Here is a 19341-nt window from a genome sequence, read left to right as displayed (position 1 = left end):
CATAGAAAGCCTTTACTGTATTGTTTAGTTAAATTTATAACCAATCGAAAACTGTACTCCAAAATTCTTACTCTCGTCATCTTCAAGTTTAATGACATTTGTAACTCCAAATATTCCACGAGTCTCAATAAAGACACGATTATCAAACTCATATCCCAGACCAAAATTAACAGCAAAATCTGTTTTTTCAATCTTCTTATTTTCATAATAAGAATACCCATCAAACTTCGACTTGGTATGTAATGCAAAGCTTAGCTGCGGTCCCATTTGTAAATTAAAGCCTTTGTAGAGGTAAAACTTTGCCATAATAGGAATAGACAAATAGTTTAAAGTAACCTTACCATCAAAATTATTAGGTATAAAATCTGTTGATGTAAAATTTGCTCCTAAAGTAGAATACATCAATTCTGTTTGTAGCGAGATATTAGAAGTAACAAATTTCTCTGCAACAAAACCTATATGAAATCCAGACTTTCCTAAAAAGTCATCGTGATTAGTCAGTATTGAACGATTAAACCCTGCTTTTATACCTAAGAGTAATTTACTGTTATCCTCTTTCTTGGTTTGCTGTGCTTGTACAGAACCTAAGAGTGCCAAAGTTACAAAGCAACTAACTATTATTCTTTTCATATATGCCATTTCTTGATTATAAGGAATTCACTGGTTACTAATGTACTAAAACATCGCTAACAAACAAGATAAAATTACAAACAATAAAAAAAACAAGTATATCAATTATCAAAGAATACCCTTACATCTTGGTAAATATTGTGCTTGGCTGACACTTTTAAAAGAAACTGTGTAAAGTCATTTCTGAACAAATAACGTTTAGAGGACTTAGCAAGTAGTATTTCTTTTAGCAAGTCTACATATTGATTCATACGCTGGTGACTTGCTGTTAGATAAATATACTGCACCAACATATAATCATATTCCTTATTAGTCAAATACGGCAATTCAAAAAGCCTGTGAAGTTGTATCTCTACAATATGCCTCCACTGTTTATCATCTTGTATATTATTAATCGACAAAGCAAATCGTTCAATATATTCATCAACGTACACACCAAGTTTTTTACTATAATGAGATACCCTATGATCAAAGGCATAAAGGGTATCTAAAAAAGTTGAAAAAATCTTATAAGCAATAGGTTTATTGATATTTGCCACAACAAAAGTCTCCACTGGCTCCAAGGCAATAGTTAGTAGATCTAATATCTTTTTTATCTTAACAGCTTCTAATGTTTTTCGCTTACCAGCTACCGAGGCAATAACTTGTTCGGTTGTCTCCTTTACTTGCTCTGGTGTATAGCTAATTTCTTTCTTTCCAAAGGTAAGTAAGAACTGCTTCTCGAAAGGTTTATTCTTTTTAAACACCTCTTTTAACCAATGCACCAAAACATCTTTGTCCATCTGTAATAACAATTCGTCGCTTTCTGTTAGCTTTGCTTTTCTACCTTTGGTTTGCTTGCTTTTTGTAAGTCGCTTTTGTTCAGTAAACTTATTTTTAATAGCCATTACCACAGCTATTTTATGCAAACAACTATCTTCTTGTACATGACAATCACAGTCCGAGACAATAATTACTTCGCCATCCAAAACAATAGAAACATCAAAACTGTGCTCCGCATCATCAACAAAAGCAATGTATTTGCCCTTTGGATCTAACTCCAACTCTCTAACAGGGAATTTCTTAGATTTACTTAAGTCTTGTCTACTTTGCTTTTTTAAAAATTCTTGAATGGTCATAATTACTTTCTTGTCAAACACACACTATACAAATCTAATCTTCCCTTGACAAATAAAAAAATACTCTGCTTAAAATACAGCAAACTTGCAGTAATTAATCTGTCCAATACTACTATATTAAACAAAAGAGGTTAACATGATATTATTCTGTCAACCTCTTTATTATATTATTGCTGCGCTTTAAACTTTTTATCCATCTATAGCAACACCATCTTCAAAGTGTCCTTCAACTAAAGAAATAGTCAAGATATGTTCGCCAAAAAGCTCTTTGTTTCCCTCATAAGTAAACTCTACTTCCTGATCTCCTGTAAAGTATAAAGACACTAATTTTATGTCTTCCATAAACTCCTCTTCTGTTATAGCACTTTTCTTTGTGTAGGCATCAAACAATTCATCTGTAATCAAGCGAACACCTCTTTTATTCAAATGCTCAAAATCTTCCATTGTCTTGTTTACATCTACCAAAATATCTTCCAAGTTATCATCTCCGTTATAGATACTTAGGATCACAGGTTGATCTTGAAAATCAATAATACACTCAATTGTTTGCTCATCATACTCTGAAGGGATAAAATGTTCAGCTGTATATTTCATATTCCTATTGTTTTAGTTCTGCTCAAAAGTAAATATTTAATACTACTACACCCAACCTACAAGCTAATAAATATTATCAAAGGTAATATATCGTTATCCTTAGAATGAAATTACTAGTTTATAACTAAATAGAACGCTTATGTTCCTGTCAATTAATATCTCATAACTTCAAGATAATTAGACTTATCCTTTGTGATTCTCAACTTAAAAGACAAAGTAAACCCTTTAATAACAGGATTACTAACACTTTGTTTAAATGCAAAAGAATATCCAACTCCAATATCTAACAAATTTAGCATAGTTACACCTATTTGAGGCTGTATGTGATGTGTAGATAAACGAGTTGAAATAAATGCTAAGCCATTGCTTCTTGTAAAATCTGCGTAAGGTAACCAATACCACTTATCTCGATAGGGAGTTGCCATTACACCTGCTCCTACAAAATTCCACCTTTCTGTTAATCGCGTTCCAGAAATAAAACTATATTCTAAACCAGCGTAAACTTGACTGTGAGAATTGAATTGATACCCCATATTCACAATTGGTTTATACGCTCTCCAATCACTTTGCCCAAAGCAAATACAGGTGAATAAGAGACTTAAAAAAACAAACAACTTTCTCATAACCACCCTTTTATACAATCAGCTAATTTGAATATACAATTTCTAAAAAGCAAGCTAAAAACAATACCTTTTTCTTTTATTAACCTACAGAAAACACTTACTAATCAACAAGTCATTTAAACATATCCTCGAATGCCTTGTTAACTATATTAATTAGCTCCTGTGGAGTCATAAACTTTTGCATAAATTCCTCTAAACTTCCTTCATTAGTCACTTCTCTAAAGAAAACCTCATGATCAGTACCAAATAATGTAGGATTGTCTTGATTGGGATCGTCTATACAAATATAAAACTGATCAGGAAAACTATAACTATAAAACAACTCCATCATTTCAGGCTGTTTTAACCCTGTAGCAGAAATAATCTCAGTAAGATCCACCTCTTCTTCACGTAAAAAATCACTACTCCACTCCTCATAATCATCTGTTCCTTCCTTATAGGGTGTAAAAGGAGTTGCTGTCCAAAACATCTGCCCTCTACCTTCCTTAGTTATTACATAATAGTCTGCAATCATTTTATCGTAGAAAACTTTTCTGTCTATATTAATCAACTCCTGATGCTTGTCTATGTACTCTGCTAACCCACAGATAGGCTCTTGTTCATCTGCTTTTGCCCATGCTGTATCTTCTGGTCGCTGGTATAGTACAGTATTAAAAGTAATCGCCATTAAGTCTTCTTGTAATGACTTTCCTTTTACTTGACTAATATCTCCACCTAAAGCCTTTATTCTATCTAAAATTGCTTGTTTCATTACTATCTACTTTTGTTTTTTCTCGACAAGTGTCTTGATCTTTTTATTCAAACTTCCATCTGTATACCTATACTTCATCAATTTCTGCACGATATCTTTTGTTGAAAATTTCTCTACAATAAACTCAGCCAATCTTTCATCAGTATATCTAGGATAAACAGGAGTTTGTCCAATGCTCATAACCTTGTCTAAGTACGATGCAGCATTAAACTTACACATCTGTTCACCATAAGCCCACATTACATCTTGAGGAACATCTCTAGTTAGTACTTCCAGCATTTTCTTATAATTATGCTCTGTTTCCAGAATTGCAAAATACAACATAGAGGCTGATTTTGCATGATGAAAGTTATTTCTTAAAATACTTAAAACTTTAGTTCTAAACCTCTTAACCTCTTCCGGATCCTTTAAATACTTAATTACATAATTATAATCTTCAAGGTCATAGGTCTGAAAGAAAAGTTGCTTTTTTATGTTTGCTATACCACTTTTATCCCCATTATTCTCATAAATCTCTTCTAGTATCTCTAGATATGGCTCATTATACTCTATCTGAATATTACTCTCTATTATTTTTAAACAATACTCCTCTACTAGTTTAACATCTATATCCATTAACCCTTTTAGTAATAGCAAATTGTATTCATTCTGAAACCTAACTGGTTTAAACAATTTATAACAATCTTTTAAAACTTGTTGTTCAACAGCTATTATCAAAAAGAACAAATACATCTCTATCTCAACAACATAATTATTATCTTGATAATGCTTCATTATTTTCACTACCTCATCCCCACAAAGAGAAGTATATCTCTCATCTTTACTTTCGTATAGTTCTATAACTAATGCAGAGACTAGACTGTATTGTAAACTATTCTTAGGCTCATACAGTTGTTTCAATAAATTGATTATCGTTTTCTTGACAACATCTTGGTCTTTGACATTTAATAATGCTAATACATATCTTTCAACAAACTTATTCATATACGTATCAACTCGTTTACTTGTATAATTCACACTATACTTTAACGTAAATAGAGAAGACATTATCTTTAAATAAAGTTCTAAAGCAATAGGTTTTGTTATATTAACAACGATGTATTTATCCACTGGCTCTAATGCAAGTGAAACCAAATCTACCAGCTTCTTAATATCTTTAGTATCAGCATTCTTTCTTTTTCCAAAAACAGAAGTATAAATATCTTTCAATATTTTATCCACGATATCTACAGTATACTCAGCAATATCTTGTTTTTTAAAAGTCAATATAAACTCCTGCTCTACCTCCTTATTTTTCTTAAACAATTCAGTCAGCCATGTATATACCTCCTCCTGGCTAACATCTTGAAGTAATGCTACACTTTCGCTTACTTTCTTTTTACTCAAAGCTTTTTTCACAACAGGTTTCGTAGCAATTTTCTTCCCTTTTAAGGCATCATTTATTGCCATGAGTAGCTTAGTCTGGTGTGAACACATAACTATATTGTCAATCTCACATTCACAACTTCTACTAAGGACTTGTTTCCCCTCAATAACAATCTGTACATCATAACTTTCCTCTTTATCATCTACAAATGCTATCCAGTGTCCTTTACTCTCCTCCTCTACTTCACGTATAGATAATTGGGCTGCTTTTCTTACAGTAGCTCTTTCTACAAATTTTAATAACTGTGCTATTGTCATCTTTTACTTTTTTCTATCTACAAATATACTTACTCTTCTCACACTCTCCACTTAGGTGAACAATTCCCTGTCATCATATCTAATACATCCTCTATCTTATCTCTCCACTGAGGGACTCCATCATATACATTGCCCAATGCTGTAAGTATCTCTACCGCTCTTTCTTGTCCTCCGCCTTTCAACTTGTAATCTTTTAAGTAAGCTAATACTTCTTTTGTAAAAGCCTGTTTTTCTTCACGTACTAAATCTAAAATATACTTTCTTAATTCTACCTCTAATTGTATTTGAAATAGCAGTTCTTTTACTTGTCTGCCCAAATCCTCTATGTTGTGATAGAGAATATGATAATCCGATATACCAGACATTGTAGTAGAATGTGATGCGTCAGCCTGACGTAGATAGACTACAGGTTTGCCTTGTGCTTTAGCATATCCTGCTTCTATCCCTATACCAATTCCCTTATCTGTAGTCTCTGCAAACAAACAACAACTCTCATCAATATCCTTCATCGCTTGCCTCATCATCTCTTTCTCTTGATGAAATTCAAACTTATAGTGCTCTATAAACACAAAAGGGCGATAACCTATCGTATCTATCTGATATTTTAGTTGATTCATCACTTCTCTAAGCTCCTTTTGCATAGAAAAGCTACACGAAATATATATTTGTTTCATAATACATTAAATCCTTTCAAATATATTTAAAATCCTCTTACATTCCTTAACAAAAAACAAGCAATACTACTTAAATACCCTTTTGATAATCAACAATATAACAACCTTATTCTTAAATAATAAGTATCTTTGTACAAAAATTACACTAAATGAAAAAATTAATCTTATTGTGCTTAATATCTATAAGTGCACTATTTACCTCTTGTAATAGTAGTTCCAACGATTATTGGATAGACAATCCAACAGAAGAACCTATCACTGTCTATATCGATGATACTGCTTATGATATTCCACCTGTAACTATGATACAAATTTCCTTGGAATATGGTAAACACCAACTTAAATACAACGATCAAGAAATCACTATTCACAATGGTGGTCGTGTCAATAAAGGACAAGCGATTATCAATCCTACACAGAGCACTTACATATTTTACAAACAACTATTTATAAATGAAAATGATGAACGAGCTACTGAAGAATTCATTGAATGGGCTATAGGAACACAAAGTGACTCTGTTCGTTTAAAAATAAACGATTCTATCGTGACTGTATTTATTCCTTTCAAACCTTGTAATAAGCTAATTATTGACAAACATGACTTTGATTGGAAGTATAATTTAGATGAACCTATGCCTGAAGGTTTAACCTTAACTCCCTCTATTATCACAAGAAGTAACCGCAGTCTATTAAATGACCCTAACTATCAAGCAGGGAAATTCCAAGAGACTGCTTACAAAATATTCAGAGAACAAGAATTTAAAGACTATCTTAAAACGGTGAATGATGCTACAATAGAATTCTTAGTCGAGAAAACACCTTATGCTTCATTACCAAAAGCAAAAATAGATCTAACCTTGCTAAACGATATCTCTGATCCTGAATACAAAAAAGCATTAGAGGCACAAGTACAAAAATTTAATCAATGGTTAGATGCTAAGGGAAGTAAATCTACTGATGGTTTTAAAGAAGTTCTTATGGGAAGTGAACTAAACAAACTAAAATCAGAGTTTGCTAAAAAACACCCTAACGATTTTACTTTCAGTAAAGCAAGTAATGAATTTGAGGAACAAAAAAACATATTCATGAGATATCAACTTAATATTGTAGAATAATACTATATCTCAAAAACAATATTAATAAACTAAGGCTGAGTATAAAACTACTCAGCCTTAGTTTATTCTACTCTATCTGTCTTAATATCCCTGTATCTCTGATACTGCCATCTCTGGATAGAATTAAAGCTTTAGATACAATCTCAATAGTCTTAGGATCATCATCTACAAAAGGTAAGAACAACTTCCCTCTATCCTGTGTATGTACAGGCTCGATATACAAGTGTTTTCCTGGTATCAAGTGAATCACACCACTACCGACATGTAAGCTATAGGTTCCCTTAGTCCCTGTGATAACAAGGTGACGTTCTTTATACTCTATATTTGTTAGTTTCAATAATCGTGCTGTTTCTCTGACAACAGCCATGCGCATCTGTACAGTAGATAGACTCGTCTCTGGATCTACTCCTCCTACATAAGCGACACTTACTACCAAGTCCAGGTCTCTCATTACCTCACTAAAGACAATAGGATTAACCTCTCTTAAGGCAATTACTTCATCGGTAGAAGCTTTAGTGAATAAGATATGTTCTAAGCTGACATAGTCTCCATAATCTGCATTGCTTCCCCCTGAATAGTCAATATAAACTTCAACGCGAATATCCTCATCAAAATACAGCTTACTGTAATTAGCATAATATTCATATTGCCAGTTTCTGGTCTTAAACAATCCTAAAGTCTGATTATCTTTAACCTGATAGCCAGCATAGCGATTAGAACTACCTATACTTGTTTCTTCTGCTTCGTTGTGTAAATACAACTCTCTAAACACTTGCTTAAAGGGCTGTTCTATTTGTTTATCAAACAAATAGGCCTGTATGTTGACCCACTGCCCACTTTGATATAAATCATAACAATGTGCTATTACGAACTCTTCCTCTCCTTTCACCTCCATTACCTCTCCATCCATAGTAGTAAATACTCCCTCTACAAACAAACCGTAAACCTCACCACACTTAAAAACTAACTTAGCCAAGTGGTGTTTAATAATCGGGTGCAGTAACAACTTCTGCATCTCTGCATAAGAGAACACATCCTGTCTTAGCATGGCCTGCTCTAAGTTCACACGAGAGCGACTATACTGTTCTTTCAGTGCCTTCTGACGTTCTACTAAATCTATGATTTGTTCATTCTTTTTCAGTTTAGCAGGTATCGCTTTTAAAGGTTTATCCCCTTTACTCTTCACCGTCAACTCTACTTTTCCCTGATCAGATACAGTCAAAGAGAATGTATACTCATCTAATACCAATTCCTTGTAGTTCTCCAGAATAGACTGCACTTGTACACTCTCCATAGACCATTGAAAGCGCACTGCATCAGTATACCCAGCTGCCCTTGCGATGTTCTGCATCGCTACGTTATAGATCTTTAAGTCATTCTCTTGGCGCATAGCTCCATACTTCTTAGAACCTTTTTTAAACTGTTCTAATAACTCATATCTATCCATCAGATCTCCTTCTCTATCTGTCTCAGATAAGGGAAACAAACCACATGCACGTACATAGTTTCTATCGCGTTTAGAGAGAACTTTTGTTTTCAAGTCTTTCATAGATACCTTGCCCAAGAGTACATCTGCATACAGCTTCACACGAGTATGTCCCTCTACAGCCATAAACTTAGTTGAGTCATAAAGCATCTGCCAACGTTCTTCTCCTAATACGTGATAAAAACTAAAGAACCAATCTATATCTACTACACCTGCTTCAAACTCCTCTAACGCTATAGCAGAATAGCGTTGTATCTGTTTTTGTATCTTGTTTCGTTCCTCTTCTTGTTGATTGTCCAGCAGATGAGCGAACAGCCACCATATTGCAGACTCTAATCCTTGCCAGTCTAAGTAAGATGTGATGTACTTTATCCACTGCGGACATGCTACAGCCACCTCTATCCATTGTGCTGCACTGAAGTTTATCTCTGCTACTTGTGCATTAAACATCTCTTGAGTATCAGTACTTAGAGGTGTTGTTCTACGAATAAGTTTACTATAGATTTGCCCTAATTCCTTAATCGTGATTTGCATCTCAGCATAGTAATAAATACTTTCTTGTGAAATCCCAGCCGTTTTTACCTTATGCAATAACCCAAAGAAATACTGCATTCCTTCTATCTCCTGAAAGTCAAAGACAATATCAAATACCTTAGTCGTAGGGTTATCCCTATCCATAACCTGTTGTAAATAATACGCTTTAAACTCAACTAAGACTTGCTCTACTTTATCAGTTATAAATCGCTTTGTCAAAGCAGGTAACATTGAACTGAAATAAGTCTTTCTATTATCTATGGCAACTAAATACTGTATAAACTCATCTCGCGTAATTTCATTCTTATCACAGGCAAAAGCCATCAATTCAAAAGGCAACAGATAATAACTATCATCTGCTTTATTACAATTCAATTGACGCCAACGCAATAGTTTGAAATATGCTAAACACTGTTCTTCTGTTAAGTCCTCTATAGATATAAACTCTGCATACCAAGATAAATCTGTATAATCTACCCATGTATAGTTATACTCTTCTCCATAAACACAAGTGCGTATTTCTATATCTAAAACCTCTTGAGTAACACTGTTATAGATTGTTTTTAAACCATCTAAACAATAGGCTGTTTTTTCTTTAAATGGATACTGATAGGTTAGGCAAGTAAACACCGTTCCCATCGCATACCAATAGTTGTCATATTTAGCTGAGAGTTCATTATAAAAATAAGGTAACTTCCCTTCTAATAACGGTTTTACTAAATCTGGAACCTCTGTTTTTAAAGTAGCACAATGCAGTAAGAATAAGTCTAAAGTATCCAACTTACTATCCATGTACCACTGCTGCCATACTTCATACAGTGGGTAATCTTGGAAGTGCTGTTCTGCTGTCCATTTGCCATCATCTGCATAACCATGCATCTTCGTGAAGTGCGTTGCTAAGAGTACCTTCTCTGCTTTTCCATAATTAAAATGTTCATATTCATACGTAGCATATTGTTTTATCAACTGCTCAAGACTATCTAACTCACGTACTACCTCCTCCCATTTCTTAGAAAGTCCCCAATTATGTGCAATGCGCTGACTAAATAAAGTATTCTCTTCCACTAAAGGCAATGTGATAGCACTCACCACAGTAGCATCGTATAATGCTATATCTGTATCTTGTCCTTGTTCTGCTTGACGTCCATAGTCGCGCAAGAGTACTAAGTATTCTTCTTCCTGTTTTGAATATTTAATATCCAGAGCATCTAACTGTGCAAGCCAAATACCTAACTGATGATGTATTTCATCTCTCTGAGCAAGTACCAATAGTCCTTCCATTGCGGTTAAGCGTTGATTCACATCATCACTCAGTATCAATTGCTCTAATAGTCTATCCTTAAAATCATCTTGTCTTGAGATTAATAAACGGATAAAGTGCTGTTGTGCCTTTTTAAACTTTCTTTTAAAGTATGCTACTATTTCTTCTTCGTCTTTACTTGATAAAGTAGCGATTGCTAAAAAGCGCATACAGCCAAAGGCTATTGTTTCTTTGCGCTCTTTCAAATAAGCGAAAGCTAACTCATTTTGTACTTCATAGGTAGGCTGTATCTCTCCTGTAAAACTATATCCATATCCCTGAAGCCCATATTCTTTAGCTTCAAACAACAAGACATTTAATAATTCTTCTTTAAACTCTGTAGTAAAAGTGTTTCGCTTATCAATAAACAGTCTCGCCTTTTCTGATGATTCTTCTGTTAGATACAAAAGTGAAGTCAACAACTCTTCTTTATTCAATTCAAAGCTTCTGTAGTAATCTGGTATTACACTACTCTTTAAGATAAGTGTCTCTCCACTTTTATACTGCTTATATAAGTCATAAAATACCTGATAGACCTCCTTATAATTTTCTTGTTGTATAAAATACCTTGAAGATCTGCTTCCTTCCAAATATTGGTTTATTCGGTTTAGAAGCATAGCGATAAACTCTTGATCTCTACTTGCTAATACTTTACTAAATAGAACAGACTCTACCGTATATTCATTAAAGTTAGGTAAGAACTCTAATATTACAAGCTGAAACTTGCGCTTTACTTGCTCAAATGCACTCTCTACAAAGTCAAATGCTATCTCTCTGTGTATCCACAGATAACAGTGCATCAATGCGTAAAACTCTTTTTCGTTGAATGTAGATAATTCTTTATCATCAAAATACTCATAGTGATTTATAGTATAAATCATCAACTCACATAGTCGCTTTACATTATCTTGTTTGTCATCCTCTACATGACTTCTAAAGTGGTATGGTAACTCTGTACGCACTGCTTCATAACGCACTAAGTTATAAGAGAGAATAACTTCTAAAAAATACTTTAAGTTAGCTACCTGTACATGTGATAACAACCTTGTAATATCTTGTCTAATTCCCTCTTCGCGCCCTGCATTTACAAGAATATCTTTTACCTTCTCCCAATACTTTGATTGTTTTGATGCCATTAACATCAATAAAAAAGAAGGTGTCCATCGCCCATACTCATTATCTCCATCACAGATATCCTCAACTGTTTTGCTTAATTCCACATCTCCCTTATCTAAAGCCACTGCCCATAGATAAGGAAGATAGTTAGGTAGCGAGAGGTGCATACTATACTCCACCTGCTTATGAAGTGGCAACTCTACACTATAAGAATCATAATCATAATTATCATAGAACGAAATACCATTTAACAGTCCTGAAATAACATTACATTGCTTTAAGAAAGAATGCTCTTGATTACGCCATGTCGCTTCTTTTATATCATATTGTCCTCCTAAGATATACTGATCCACTCGATCTAATAATTCCTGTACCCAAGGCGCTAACCTCTCTCCAAAAAAGTATACCAATAAAGCGTAATACTCCGTTTCTCTCCACATTCCAACAGAATTATTTACTAATATCTCTACAAAACTCTCATCATAACGCGTAAATACCTTAGGGCTATAAATAGAATCTTCCGGATCACTGCTATTGCCAGTAAAATGTAGTCCTAACACAGCAATATGTGGTTCTAATTTCATACCTACATAATCCTCGTTATACACCATCGCATAAAGCTCCTTATGCATCTCTGCGTAAGTACGGTTCTCTACTTGATGGTCTCTTAGTATAGTTACAATATTATTATTCATCGGGGTCTGTTTAAAAACTATTTTTTAAAAAATTAAGGGGAATAAAGACAAAGGCATCTGTATCATTTAATACAATGACCTCTTCTAATGACAGTAACTCTCGCTCTGCATAAAACAATAAGAACAACTGATCTTCATACGCCTGTATCACGCGCTGTACTTCTTCTGCTATATCGATATCTCTGTACTTCTCAGGTGACTTGAAGCGAAGTTTACTACTAAACAAAATAGTATCTAATGCTTCTTGTGTAGTGGTTAATTGCGCTACAGTATCGCGCTGTTTGAACTTCTGTATGTGTTGCTCTACCTGCTGTATCACTACGGCACGAAGAAACTCTCTTACCGTGACTGCTTCTGTAGGCACTACTATCACTATGGCCAGTTCTTCTACCTTAGTACTTAGTCTATTCAATTGTTTGATCTGTATATTCACTTGCTTTACAGCCATAATCTCTTTCTTTTTCAAAGAGGAAAGATAAGGAATTTGAAATAAAAGTAAAAAGCAATATGTAGTGATAATTTATCACAATAGAATGAATTTCTTAAAGCAAGCAAAGGTTTTAAATCAGATGACAATCTTGCTATTGACAATTTCTACTTTATCAATACTCTCTAACCTTTTAAGAGTTCTAATAACCGTCTCTACCCTAAGACCTGTCATATCAGCAATCTGTTGTCTGGTCAGATCAATTAACAGTCGCTGATTATCATCTCCACTATGTTGGTGTGTCTTTAAATAGTTTAACAAAGTCATGATCCGATTCTCAGAGTCTTGAGTAGCTATATCAGGTGCCATAATAGACTTATAATAAAGGCGCTTTGACAAGCTTTTGTTTATTGCTAAAGAAACCTCATTATTTTCTTGCATCATCACATAGAACTCTGCTTTAGGTAGTTGAATTACTTTGGCTTGGGTAACAGCTATAGCATTAGCAGGATAACATTCGTCTATAAACAAAGGCGGTTCACCAAAACTTTGCCCTGAAGCAAATATATTCTGTATAAACTCTTTGCCATCTGCACTGTAATTATTCATTTTTACTTTTCCCAGAAGTACTTGGTAATAATGACTTGGGTAATGCCCTTCTTGGAATATTACTTCTCCTTTTTTGTATTCTTTAATTTCAGCGCTATACTGAAGTAATAATTCTACACTTATCATGTTTATTTAATTTACTCTTTGTCAAAGCTACTAATAAAGGCTAAACTAATACATTAAAAAAAGCGAAAACACAAAGGGTATTTTCGCTTTCTTAAAGTAAAAAATTAGACTAATGACGCAGGAGAAAACTCTTCATAAAAGATCTGTTGCTCATTTATATTCATGGCTTTTAAATCTCTTAACTGTTTATCTAAAAACGGACGAGGTCCACATAAATAATAATCTGCATTACTGTCAAAAGTATATTCTTTAATAGCAAATAAATCAACTATCCCTGAATAAACGCTTGCTTGAATACTTTCAGTTGGAGTTTGATCATAAAAGTAAATAGGCATTACTTGTGCACAGTTATTACTTATATAATTTAACTTATCCTTGAAGGCTTGAACCTCTTTATTTCTACAGCCGTGAATCCAAACGATATTTTCCTGAGTATTACCACTTAATTCAATTGCCTCTAACATAGATAACAAAGGTGTTTGTCCTATCCCTCCGCTAATAAACACTTTATCTCTATTATTCTCTTGTAAGACAAAATTGCCCGATGGCGAACTAATCATTATAGAATCTGCTTCATTTACATGATCGTGTAAATAATTACTAATCAGCCCATTCATATCCAATTGCTTTCCTACTTCTCTTTTTACAGATATGCGATAGTACTCGTGATTAGGAGCACATGAAATGGAATATTGTCTGATTTGCTCTAAGCCTATTTGCTCTAAAAATACCTTAACACTGATATACTGACCTGGCTGATGTAAAGCAACTAAGGCTCCATCCTTGGGAACTAAATAAAAGGAAGTAATCTCATCTGATTCTTCTACTTTGCTTTTAATGACAAACTCTTTCCATCCTACCCAATTATTCTGCTCATTCTCTTTAGCATGATAAATTTTACGTTCGTGACCTATCATGATATCAGCTAACTGTTGATAAGCTACAGCCCAGGCCTGTACAATTTCAGAAGTAGCAGCACTACCAAGAACTTCTTTAATAGAAGCTAATAGATGCGTTCCTACAATTTCATACTGTTCTGGCTGAATATGTAAACTGGCGTGTTTATGTCCAATCAAATCTACTACAGACATCAACTTTTCGGGTTGCGAAATATTCTCTGCATACCCCAACACAGCCATAGCTAAAGCCATTTGTTGTTTTCCTGCTCGTTGATTTCCCATATTAAATACATTTTTTAACTCAGGATGATGGTCAAACATTCTCAAGTAAAAATGTTTCGTCAACTCTAATCCCCTTTCTCTTAGCAACGGTACTGTTGCTAAGATTAACTGTTTTTGCTCTCCTGTTAACATGTCTTAGTTGTTTTATATTGTAAAATCAAAGTTAGAAGTTATACTACTGCCGTTCTTATGACTATAATCATAAGAAAAGTCAAAATATGTCTTACTTAGCATAAATCCACGAACAAACAATGGAGTTTTCATGACAAAAAGCCTTTAAAAAGACAAGAAAATACCCCTGACTACCATTTTTGCGAATATTTTAATCTCAAAGCCCTTCTTATATAATATATCTAAATAATATAACATTATTTAGAATGAATACAATTAAAAACAAATCAGTATTCTCCCAAATACTCAATATCCAAAATAAAAACAAAAACCTGTATATCAGCAATTTAAACCATCATTGAAAATGCTAATTTTTAACTAAATTTTAAATATTCAGATATTCAATACATTTGCATTTTATTTTAATTAAGTCTAAATAATGAAAACATTATTTCATGTAGTAAAGTCTTTATCTCATTACTTTATTTACATAAGCGTCCTGTTGATTGCAACAAATGTAGTCGCCCAGAGTTCTAAAACATTTACAGGGTTAGTATTAGATGCACATGGTAACCCTTTGGAATTCGCCTCTATCGCTCTTGACAACAACCAAGTGTATTACACTAACAGTACTGGTCACTTTTCTTTTTCAACAAGAAAAGAATTCGAACCTTTTAGTATTCACTATGCCAATAAAAAATCTATTTACATAAAGGATTTAAAAACATATCATTCTTACAATCAATCATTCACTATGATTGACTTATCCATCACCTTAGAGGAAATTAACATCACTGCTCCTATTCACAAAGCTCAATCAGGATCTAACTCTGCCATTATTATTGACAGAGAAAAAATCAGCGAAGCACAAGCTTTCAGTTTAAAAGATGTCTTAAATACTTTACCTGGTCATGCTACAGTAGCTCCTAATCTAAATACAGCACAAACTATCAATTTAAGAGGTGGAAGTTTCGACAAGTTTACAGGAGGTACTTTGCAACAAATGAATAACTCTTTTGGAGTTGCTATCATCATAGACGATGTCACTATCTCTAATGATGCTAATATGCAAACCCGTAGTTTGAATCAATTTGGATTGACTAATGCTTCTAATACAGGAAGTATCGCCAATTTAACCTATCAAGGAGTAGATTTACGCGAAATTCCAGTAGAAAACATCGAAAGCATAGAAGTTGTACAAGGGGTAGCATCAGCCAAATATGGAGAGCTTACCGATGGAGCAATCATCATTAATAAACAAGCAGGAAGAACTCCCTACAGTTTCACTACTAATATAAATAGAGGAGCCACCTCATATAGTTTGTCTAAAGGGTTTGGACTGCCAAACAAATGGGGAGCCATAAACTTATCTGTAAATTACTCCAAGAGTAATAATGACCCTCGAGATAATATCAAAGAATACAATCGCATAAATCAAAGTATACTATGGACAAAATCATTCTCATCCAATGTAAAGAATAACTTAAGTTTTAGCTTTAGTAAGAGGTTAGATGGTGTACGCGAAGATCCAGATGATCAACAAAGTCGAAAACTAAAAGCTACAGACGAATTTTTTAGATGGTCTAATCGTACATCGGTTCAATTCAATTCGCGCATTATTAAATCGTTAAATATTAACCTTAATGGTTCTTATGGAATTAGCAATACATATAATCAAGAGCGAATTAACAAAGGTCCTTTTCCAGTTGCAAACAGAGATACAACAGGGGTATACGAAGGTTATTACGTAGATGGTCGCTATATAGCTGTAGAAGAAATTCAAGGTAGGCCTTTGAGCTTAGGTTCAACACTTAATGTATCCTCTAATACCTTTGGCAACAAATTTGAACACTTAATCACTGCGGGAATTTCTCTTAATTACCACGACAATTTAGGTAAAGGAACAATCTATAAAGCAGATCAACCTCGATGGTTTCAAAACAACAACCAAAATGAACGTCCCTATGATTTCAGGAGAAATGAAGGACAAGCTAACTATGGTATCTATATCATGGACAACTTTAAATCCTATCTCTTTAATAAGCCATTAGATGGTAATATTGGTTTTCGAACAGATATTCAAAATGGAAAAGTTAGCTATCAACCGAGGGTAAATATAGCTTACCAATTAACTCCTAACAGCAGATTGACCTTAGGATATGGTATCGCGAGTAAATCTCCTTCTTTGGCACACCGCTACCCTGCTCCTATTTGGTTAGATTTCCCCCTGTTAAACTTCTTTGATGACTCGAATATTAATAACAGTTTGTACTTGGTTAAGACCGTAAAAATCGAGTCAGACAACAATCATCTTAAACCTTCTACCTCATCACAATTTGAAGTAGGATACACTTTTTCAAACAAATTCTTAACCAATAATTTCTTTGGCTACTTCAAGGATAACAAGAATGGTTTTGGTGTAAAGAAAGAGTATTTCCCAATAGATGTGCCCGAATACAGAGTTATCGGTGAGTTAGAAAAAGGCAAGCCTATCGAATATGAAGCGACTGGTAACTATAATACACTAACGAACTATAGTATACGAAGAATGACCAATAGTGTGCGTTCAAAATCTTTTGGATTTGACTGGACTGTATCTACGCAAAAGATAAAGCCTTTAAATATGTATGTGTCTTTATCTAACAGCCTTTCTTACAGTGAGTATTACGATCAAAATCCAACGTATAATGAAATTTCCGAAGAATCTTACAAACGAGATTACGGTGTGTACTATACTGTCTTTTATCCAGCCAAAACCAAGTCGCTCTCTTTGATGAGTAAACTAAGATTAACCTACCACATTCCTAAAATAGGATTTATCATAACGATGAACAGTGATATCTTTTGGTTTAGAAAAAGTTTAAATACAGAACAGAAATATGCTAATGAATATTTAGATGTTGCTATGCAACCAATTAAAGTCCAACTTCCCGAGGATATTCAACAAACTATTTCTACTGCTGGAAGTAATTATGAACAGCCAACATTCTATGTAATAAACCTCAATGCTACAAAAGAAATACGCAAAAATATAAGAATAGGAATAAACACCTATAACTTCTTTAATATCAGAATAAATAAAGAAAAAAAACTATCTGATGGAACCCGATCAGTGATCAACTACAACGCTCCATTCAGTATAACAGGATCAATATCAATTAAATTTTAACCTAAAATGAGAAACAACGTACTATTAACTTTAGTTCTAATCATTTCAATCTTTACAACAAGTTGTAGTAAAGATGATAACTCAAGTGATTTTGCCAACACACTCAATGTCAAATTTGTTGCATCTGTATCACAAGAACATACAAATTTAACTATTCCATTAGAAGGTACAACAATAGAGTTTACCAATAGAGCTAATGGAAACAAAAACACTGTTACGCTTGACAAAAAAGGGGAAGCAACTGCAAACCTAAGAGTAGGAAACTACAATATCATTGCAAAACAAACAATGAGCAAACAGGCATTTAACCAACTCATTGATGCATCGAAAAGCAAAGAAGATAAAATCGAGGATGACAGCATCACTTTCACAGCGAATATCGACAATCTTGCTGTTAACAATGCTGATGATATTAAAATAGAACTACAAATGAATAAAACCAGTCAATCTGGCTTAATTCTAAAACAAATCTTTTATGCCGGTTCAAGTCTTCAAGATGGTTCTGGATATAGAGATCAATTTATTGAAATCTACAACAATAGTGCAGAAACAAAATATGTAGACGGAATCATGCTTGTCATGCTTCACAATACTACGAATAGTCAAGCAAATGGTCCTGATGATACAAGTTACTTACCTACCCGTCAATACGATTGGACTAAAGCAACTGGTAATACAGGTAAAGGAAACCTAAACAATGACTATGTTTATGCTAAAAAAGTATTGAGATTCCCTGGAACTGGAACTCAATATCCTATTGAAGCAGGTAAAAGCATGATTATTGCATCGACAGCTATAGATCATACCAAAAACTTCATCATCGGTAAACCTTCAGAATTTGTTGACCCAAACAAAACAGTTGATTTAAGCCAAGCTGATTTTGATGTTTACGTCTTAGATTATTTACAAAAAGAATATGGCATAGATATTACTCAAGCAAAATATCGCTACAACCTAAATACTTTAGGTATTGCTAAAATGGAAGTGCTAAGAGTACAACAGAGTGATTTAGCAATGCGATTTGCTACAGATGATGGAATACTATTAGTTCAATTGCCGAAAGAAGTGGCAGTAGAAACCTTCCCTACTATCAAAGCTCCAAAAAATAATGATTCAACACTGTGTTTAAGAATTCCAGTGGAATATGTTTTAGATGGAGTACAAATTAGACATTCGAAAGACAGTCGTGTTGCTCCTCGTAAAGTACCTGAATCTATTGACAGAGGTAGTACTTTTGTTCCAAATGGAACTTATTCAAGTCAATCTCTATTGAGAAAGACAAAATACAAATTAAAAAATGGCCGTCGCGTATTACAAGACACTGACAATTCTACAGAGGATTTTGTAGTCATCGAAAAGCCAATTGTTTCTAAAGGAGAAGACTCTTTCACTAATTAAT

General features: G+C 33.8%; 14 protein-coding genes. 3 read left to right on the top strand and 11 right to left on the bottom strand.

What is annotated here, in order from left to right; all coding sequences use genetic code 11:
* Positions 1-24: 24 nt before the first annotated feature.
* The 7 genes from GJV76_RS03470 to GJV76_RS03440 form a co-directional block, all read right to left on the bottom strand.
* Positions 25-630 carry a porin family protein gene (locus GJV76_RS03470; RefSeq protein ID WP_160339227.1) on the bottom strand — a complete coding sequence of 202 codons (606 nt, stop codon included), beginning with the start codon at positions 628-630 and terminating at the stop codon, positions 25-27.
* Between the two features lie 101 nt (positions 631-731).
* Complete coding sequence (locus GJV76_RS03465; RefSeq protein ID WP_155091254.1) at positions 732-1748, bottom strand: hypothetical protein; 1017 nt, start codon at positions 1746-1748, stop codon at positions 732-734.
* A gap of 189 nt (positions 1749-1937) precedes the next feature.
* The gene (locus GJV76_RS03460) at positions 1938-2342 is read right to left on the bottom strand and encodes a DUF2262 domain-containing protein (RefSeq protein ID WP_155091253.1); all 405 of its coding nucleotides are present in this window, start codon (positions 2340-2342) and stop codon (positions 1938-1940) included.
* Positions 2343-2494: 152 nt separating this feature from the next.
* The gene (locus GJV76_RS03455) at positions 2495-2965 is read right to left on the bottom strand and encodes a hypothetical protein (protein ID WP_155091252.1); all 471 of its coding nucleotides are present in this window, start codon (positions 2963-2965) and stop codon (positions 2495-2497) included.
* A gap of 112 nt (positions 2966-3077) precedes the next feature.
* Positions 3078-3716: a hypothetical protein gene (locus GJV76_RS03450; RefSeq protein ID WP_155091251.1), complete on the bottom strand. Its 639-nt coding sequence runs from the start codon at positions 3714-3716 to the stop codon at positions 3078-3080.
* A gap of 6 nt (positions 3717-3722) precedes the next feature.
* On the bottom strand, positions 3723-5399 hold the full coding sequence (locus tag GJV76_RS03445) for a hypothetical protein (RefSeq protein ID WP_155091250.1): 1677 nt from the start codon (positions 5397-5399) through the stop codon (positions 3723-3725).
* Between the two features lie 38 nt (positions 5400-5437).
* Positions 5438-6073 (bottom strand): hypothetical protein, encoded by a 636-nt coding sequence (locus GJV76_RS03440; RefSeq protein ID WP_155091249.1) that lies wholly within the window; start codon positions 6071-6073, stop codon positions 5438-5440.
* A 149-nt stretch (positions 6074-6222) separates the two neighbouring features.
* Here GJV76_RS03440 and GJV76_RS03435 point away from each other — a divergent pair, with 149 nt between their 5' ends.
* A complete protein-coding gene (locus GJV76_RS03435; protein WP_155091248.1) occupies positions 6223-7188 on the top strand; it encodes a hypothetical protein in 966 nt (321 codons plus the stop codon).
* A 67-nt stretch (positions 7189-7255) separates the two neighbouring features.
* Here the strand turns inward: GJV76_RS03435 and GJV76_RS03430 are convergent, their stop codons facing one another.
* The 4 genes from GJV76_RS03430 to hmpA form a co-directional block, all read right to left on the bottom strand.
* Positions 7256-12319: a DUF4132 domain-containing protein gene (locus tag GJV76_RS03430; RefSeq protein ID WP_155091247.1), complete on the bottom strand. Its 5064-nt coding sequence runs from the start codon at positions 12317-12319 to the stop codon at positions 7256-7258.
* Between the two features lie 10 nt (positions 12320-12329).
* Entirely contained in the window at positions 12330-12767 is a 438-nt protein-coding gene (locus tag GJV76_RS03425; protein WP_155091246.1) for a hypothetical protein, read from the bottom strand.
* Positions 12768-12884: 117 nt separating this feature from the next.
* The gene (locus GJV76_RS03420) at positions 12885-13481 is read right to left on the bottom strand and encodes a Crp/Fnr family transcriptional regulator (protein WP_155091245.1); all 597 of its coding nucleotides are present in this window, start codon (positions 13479-13481) and stop codon (positions 12885-12887) included.
* A gap of 104 nt (positions 13482-13585) precedes the next feature.
* Positions 13586-14794: an NO-inducible flavohemoprotein gene (gene hmpA / locus GJV76_RS03415; RefSeq protein ID WP_155091244.1), complete on the bottom strand. Its 1209-nt coding sequence runs from the start codon at positions 14792-14794 to the stop codon at positions 13586-13588.
* 418 nt (positions 14795-15212) lie between these two features.
* Here hmpA and GJV76_RS03410 point away from each other — a divergent pair, with 418 nt between their 5' ends.
* Positions 15213-17942: a TonB-dependent receptor gene (locus GJV76_RS03410; RefSeq protein ID WP_155091243.1), complete on the top strand. Its 2730-nt coding sequence runs from the start codon at positions 15213-15215 to the stop codon at positions 17940-17942.
* Positions 17943-17948: 6 nt separating this feature from the next.
* The gene (locus tag GJV76_RS03405; RefSeq protein WP_155091242.1) at positions 17949-19340 is read left to right on the top strand and encodes a DUF4876 domain-containing protein; all 1392 of its coding nucleotides are present in this window, start codon (positions 17949-17951) and stop codon (positions 19338-19340) included.
* Position 19341 lies beyond the last annotated feature (1 nt).

The organism is Myroides albus, assembly GCF_009711045.1.
GTDB classification, from domain to species: domain Bacteria; phylum Bacteroidota; class Bacteroidia; order Flavobacteriales; family Flavobacteriaceae; genus Flavobacterium; species Flavobacterium album_A.
The sequence above is the reverse complement of the archived record's forward strand: the minus strand, read 5'-3'. Positions and strand labels throughout refer to the sequence as shown.